This is a genomic window from Tolypothrix sp. VBCCA 56010, from assembly GCF_050875635.1.
GTDB lineage: Bacteria > Cyanobacteriota > Cyanobacteriia > Cyanobacteriales > Nostocaceae > Hassallia.
Genome location: NZ_JBPAOH010000584.1, coordinates 1 through 207, shown reverse-complemented (window position 1 = coordinate 207; position 207 = coordinate 1). Strand labels below are relative to the sequence as shown.

At 51.2% G+C, this 207-nt stretch carries 1 rRNA gene; it reads left to right on the top strand.

Annotated elements, in window-relative coordinates:
- Positions 1 to 207, top strand: a 23S ribosomal RNA gene (locus AABK37_RS42595); the annotation flags it as partial.

Sequence of the window (207 nt, the reverse complement as noted above, 5' to 3'; positions counted from 1 at the left end):
GAAAGCGAGTCTGAAAAGGGCGCAATTAATCAGTGTTTATAGACCCGAACCCTGGTGATCTAACCATGTCCAGGATGAAGCTTGGGTAACACCAAGTGGAGGTCCGCACCGACCGATGTTGAAAAATCGGCGGATGAGGTGTGGTTAGGGGTGAAATGCCAATCGAACCAGGAGCTAGCTGGTTCTCCCCGAAATGTGTTTAGGCGC